Genomic DNA, 4,471 nt, shown 5'->3' on the forward strand with positions numbered 1-4,471 from the left:
GTAGCGCATCGGGGCCCGTGGGACAGCCCGTTGGGGCCGACTGGGATGTGGCAGGTACGGCGACGGTCCGCGCCGGAGCCGCCACGACCACCGTCCCGTTGCGCCCCCGACCCGTCACATGGCCCTCCTCGGAGAGCCGCTGATACGCCTCGGTCACGACACCACGCGACACGCTCAACTCGGCAGCCAGCACCCGGCTCGCCGGCAGCCGACTCCCCACCGCCACTCGCCCATCGGTGATGGCCAGCCGCAACTGCCCGGCGAGCCACTCGGCCCGCCCGCCGGGCGGAGCGTCCCGGATATCGAGCTGAAGGAAGTCGGAACCGTCCCCACCGGACGTACGCGGCAAGGACCGGCCGCGTCCCCCGGCCCTTGCCCGATCTCCATAACCCCACTCGGCCATCCGCCCTCCAGAACTCACTTTGGCCTGGTCCGTGGAACCTCCTTTGGACCTGTTCACCGGACCGTTCTCGAACGAGGCTCAGCCCATGACCACACCCGCACGTGTCCCCGCACCCACACTCGCGCTGTCAGCGAACGACTACGTCCACGGCTACTCCTCGCACGAGACCCGCCGCCTCACCGACCAGGCCGACACCCTCGCGGCCCTGCTCCACAGCGATTCGGCCTACCCCGTGGGCAGCAAGGTCCTGGAGGTCGGCTGCGGGGTCGGCGCCCAGACGATCCATCTGGTGACGACGAGCCCGGAGGCGCACTTCACGGCGGTCGACATCTCGTCGTCCTCACTGGCCGAGGCCCGTGCCCGGGTGGTGGCCCACGCCCCCGGTGCCCATGTGACGTTCCTCCAGGCGAACCTCTTCGAACTCCCCTTCCCCGAGGCGGAGTTTGACCATGTCTTCGTCTGCTTCGTCCTGGAACACCTGGCCGCCCCACGCCAGGCACTCACCGCTCTCCGCCGCCTCCTGCGCCCCGGTGGCACCCTCACGGTCATCGAGGGCGACCACGGCTCCACGCTCTTCCATCCCGACAGCGCGTACGCCCATGCCGTGATCGACTGCCAGATCCAACTCCAGTCCACCGCAGGCGGGAACGCTCTCATCGGCCGCGAACTTCACCCCCTCCTCACCTCCGCCGGCTACCAGGACGTCACTGTCCGCCCCCGCACGGTCTACGCCGACCGCTCCCGCCCCGCCCTGGTCAACGGCTTCACCCGCAACACCTTCATCGCCATGATCGAGTCCGTCCGCGAGGACGCCTTGGCCGCGGGCCTGATCACCCCGCCGGACTGGGACCGGGGCACAGCGGACCTGCACCGCACGGCGACGGACGACGGGACGTTCCACTACACGTTCTTCAAGGCAGTCGCTGTGAACCCGCCGTCAGCAACGTCAGCCGCGTGAGCGTGCATGCGCCTGCTGGAGGGTCACACCAGCCGCCGCGCCGTAGCCCACCGCGTCAGCTCGTGCCGGTTCGACAGCTGGAGCTTCCTGAGAACCGCCGACACATGGGACTCCACCGTCTTCACGGAGATGTACAGCTGCTTGGCGATCTCCTTGTACGCGTAGCCACGAGCTATGAGGCGGAGGACCTCGCGCTCGCGCTGGGTGAGGCGGTCGAGATCCTCGTCTACGGGAGGTGCGTCCGTGGAGGCGAAGGCATCGAGGACGAAGCCGGCCAGCCTCGGTGAGAACACCGCGTCGCCCTCCTGGACACGGAAGATGGAGTCGACGAGATCCGTGCCGGTGATCGTCTTGGTGACGTAGCCCCGGGCTCCGCCCCGGATGACTCCGATGACGTCCTCCGCCGCGTCCGAGACGGAGAGGGCGAGGAAGCGGACGGGCTGTTCGGTGTCGGACATCAACGCGGTGCAACGGCGCAGCACTTCGACCCCGCCACCGCCCGGGAGGTGCACGTCGAGGAGCACCACCTCGGGCCGTGTGGCGGTGATGACACTCACCGCCTGGTCGACGTCCGCTGCCTCTCCGATGACCTCGACACCCGTACGCTCCGTCTGCCCGATCTCCGCCTGCACGCCGGTACGGAACATACGGTGATCGTCGACCAGCACGACCCGGACACGGCGTCCGGGGGCCGAACCGCCCGCCTCCGCCGAGTGGTCAGTGCCGCTTGCCCCGGCGACCTGCCCGGCCTGTTCGGCGGTGGTGCCCCCTCGGGCGTCGCCCGCGACAGCCGCACCGATACCCTCGTCCGCCCCGGCCGAGCCGCCCGGTGCGGGCGAACCCGTCGGTGCTCCAGCCGCATCGGTGGAACCGAAGGAACCGGTGGCCGAACCGTCCGGCCCGGTCGTCCCGCCTGCCCCGTTCACGTCGCTCATGACGTCGTCTCCGCCCTCTCCATCTCCAGCTCGACTTCCGTACCGCCATCCGGTACGGCGCGGAGCCGTGCCGTACCGCCGTTGCGCTCCATGCGGCCGATGATCGATTCTCTTACGCCCATGCGGTCGGCGGGTATCGAATCGAGGTCGAAGCCGGGCCCGCGGTCACGGACGGACACGAAGACCGTCCTGCCCTCGACTTCGGCGAAGACCTGTACGGCGCCGCCCTCGCCACCGTACTTGGCGGCGTTCACCATCGCTTCGCGCGCGGCCTGCATCTGCGCGCCCAAACGCTCGTCGAGAGGGCAGTCGCCGACGACCACGACCTCGATGGGAACACCGTGCTTGTCCTCCACCTCTGCCGCGTTGCGCTTCACGGCCTCCGCGAGCGTGTCGGGCTCGTCGTCCTCGTCCTTGCCGGTGCCCTCGGGTTTGTAGAGCCAGTTGCGCAGGTCGCGCTCCTGGGCACGGGCGAGACGGCGTACCTCGTTCGCGTTCTCCGCGTTGCGCTGTATCAACGTGAGCGTGTGCAGCACCGAGTCGTGGACGTGGGCCGCGACCTCGGCCCGCTCCTGGGCGCGGATGCGCATCAGCCGCTCCTCGGAGAGGTCCTGGGTCATCCGCACGAGGTAGGGGCCGGCGAGGAGCACTATCCCCACGAGGACCGCGAGCGCCGCCTGCAGCACCGAGCCGAGGTGTCCGGCCGAGCCCTGCATGACGAATACCGCGGAGACGCCCGCAGTGACGAGCAGGACACCGCCCACGGAACGGAGCAGTGTGAGTGTGCGCCGACGGCGGCCCACTTCCACCCAGCGCGCACGCCGCGCGTTGTCCGCCTGGCGCCAGACCAGGGCGACACCTGCGGCGACCAGCACGGTCGGCCACAGGTACGCCTTGGCTCCGCCGCCCAGGTTCACATTGCCGACGAAGACCATGGCCACGACGACCATGAGGAGCAGGGCGACTATCTGACCCTTGTCCGGCTTGCGGGCCACGAGTCTGCGGCGGCCGTCCGGCGAGGTCTCGGTGGAAATGGCCGGGGGCTTCTGGTTGTCCACGCCGCCCACGCCGAGCGGGACGAAGAACCAGAACGCCGCGTACAGCAACGCGCCGAGCCCGTCCGCGAGGAACAGGCCCACGAAGACGAGCCTCAACCACGCCACGGGCAGTCCGAGATGCCCGGCGAGCCCTCGCGCCACGCCCCCGAGCCAGCGACCGTCGCTGCTGCGGTAGAGCTTGCGCGGGGGCCGCGGGATGTCGATGGGCACTGCTGCGGCTTCCGGCATGCCATCGATATTCACACGCTTGGCGGACGCGGGCATCAGGGTCGGCCCCCGAGACGCCCCTGATCTCGGAACGGCTGTGATCGAACACTTCCCCAGGCCGATATCAGGGTTGGACCAGGGTCATCCCGACTGCCGCCGGGCGGTCGCGGCGGTCACGATAGAAACATGACAGATCAGCAGCACGCGGCACCGGAGCCGGGCCCCGGCTCGGACCCGGGCGCACAGCGGCCGGCGACCGGGCCGCAGGACGCCGTGCCCACACCGGGCCAGGGCGGCACCTCGCCCGAGCCCGGCCGGGGCAAGGAGCCGCGCGCACACGGGGGCATGCACACGCAGGCGGGCACGAGCGCGCAGGCGGGCACGAGCGCGCAGGCGGGTGCGGGTACGCATACGGGCGCGCCCGCGGATCAAGCGGGCCAGGGGCCCGCGGACCACGCATCCGCCAGGACCTCGCCCGGAGCCACATCACAGGGCGCCGGCGACCGGTCCTCGCCACCCCCCGTCCCCGCCGGGTTCCGGCGCGACCGGCGGTACAAAATGCTGGCCGGGGTGTGCGCGGGGCTGGGGCGGCAGTGCGACATGGATCCGGCGATCTTCCGGATAGTGCTCACGGTGCTGTCGGCGACCGGCGGCATAGGCCTCATCTTCTACGGCTTCGCATGGCTCTTCGTTCCGTACGACGACGATGAGGAGAACGAGGTACGCAAGCTGCTGACCGGCCGCGTCGACGGCCAGGCACTGGCGGCCGTGCTCTTTGCCCTGGTCGGCTGCGGCGTGTTCCTCACCATGCTGGGCAATGGCGGGGTGCTGACCTTCGCCGTGGTCCTCGCCCTGCTCCTCGCGGGCGCGGGGTACTGGTCGCACCAGCGCGGCGCGCCCGACCCCGACC

The 4,471-nt window shown here is 70.5% G+C and carries 5 protein-coding genes; 2 read left to right on the forward strand and 3 right to left on the reverse strand.

What is annotated here, in order from left to right; genetic code table 11:
- A partial coding sequence (locus FNH04_RS41975; protein WP_152791496.1) for a GntR family transcriptional regulator occupies positions 1 to 403 on the reverse strand: 403 nt, incomplete at its 3' end.
- A gap of 85 nt (positions 404 to 488) precedes the next feature.
- Between FNH04_RS41975 and FNH04_RS41980 the strand changes: the two genes are divergently transcribed.
- A complete protein-coding gene (locus tag FNH04_RS41980; protein WP_152791497.1) occupies positions 489 to 1,361 on the forward strand; it encodes an L-histidine N(alpha)-methyltransferase in 873 nt (290 codons plus the stop codon).
- A gap of 23 nt (positions 1,362 to 1,384) precedes the next feature.
- Here the strand turns inward: FNH04_RS41980 and FNH04_RS41985 are convergent, their stop codons facing one another.
- Positions 1,385 to 2,296, reverse strand: a complete 912-nt coding sequence (locus tag FNH04_RS41985) for a LuxR C-terminal-related transcriptional regulator (protein ID WP_152791498.1) — start codon at positions 2,294 to 2,296, stop codon at positions 1,385 to 1,387.
- Positions 2,293 to 3,582 carry an ATP-binding protein gene (locus FNH04_RS41990; protein ID WP_152791499.1) on the reverse strand — a complete coding sequence of 430 codons (1,290 nt, stop codon included), beginning with the start codon at positions 3,580 to 3,582 and terminating at the stop codon, positions 2,293 to 2,295. The genes FNH04_RS41985 and FNH04_RS41990 overlap by 4 nt, the downstream gene beginning before the upstream one ends.
- Before the next feature lie 165 nt (positions 3,583 to 3,747).
- Here FNH04_RS41990 and FNH04_RS41995 point away from each other — a divergent pair.
- On the forward strand, positions 3,748 to 4,471 hold a 724-nt coding region (locus FNH04_RS41995; RefSeq protein ID WP_152791500.1), incomplete at its 3' end, for a PspC domain-containing protein.

Source organism: Streptomyces phyllanthi (genome assembly GCF_009377205.1).
Classification (GTDB): domain Bacteria; phylum Actinomycetota; class Actinomycetes; order Streptomycetales; family Streptomycetaceae; genus Streptomyces; species Streptomyces phyllanthi.

Bases quoted from the DNA above. Each gene is read 5' to 3' on its own strand.
- FNH04_RS41980 (WP_152791497.1), top strand. From the start codon at position 489: ATGACCACACCCGCACGTGTCCCCGCACCCACACTCGCGCTGTCAGCG.
- FNH04_RS41985 (WP_152791498.1), bottom strand. From the start codon at position 2,296: ATGAGCGACGTGAACGGGGCAGGCGGGACGACCGGGCCGGACGGTTCG.
- FNH04_RS41990 (WP_152791499.1), bottom strand. From the start codon at position 3,582: ATGCCGGAAGCCGCAGCAGTGCCCATCGACATCCCGCGGCCCCCGCGC.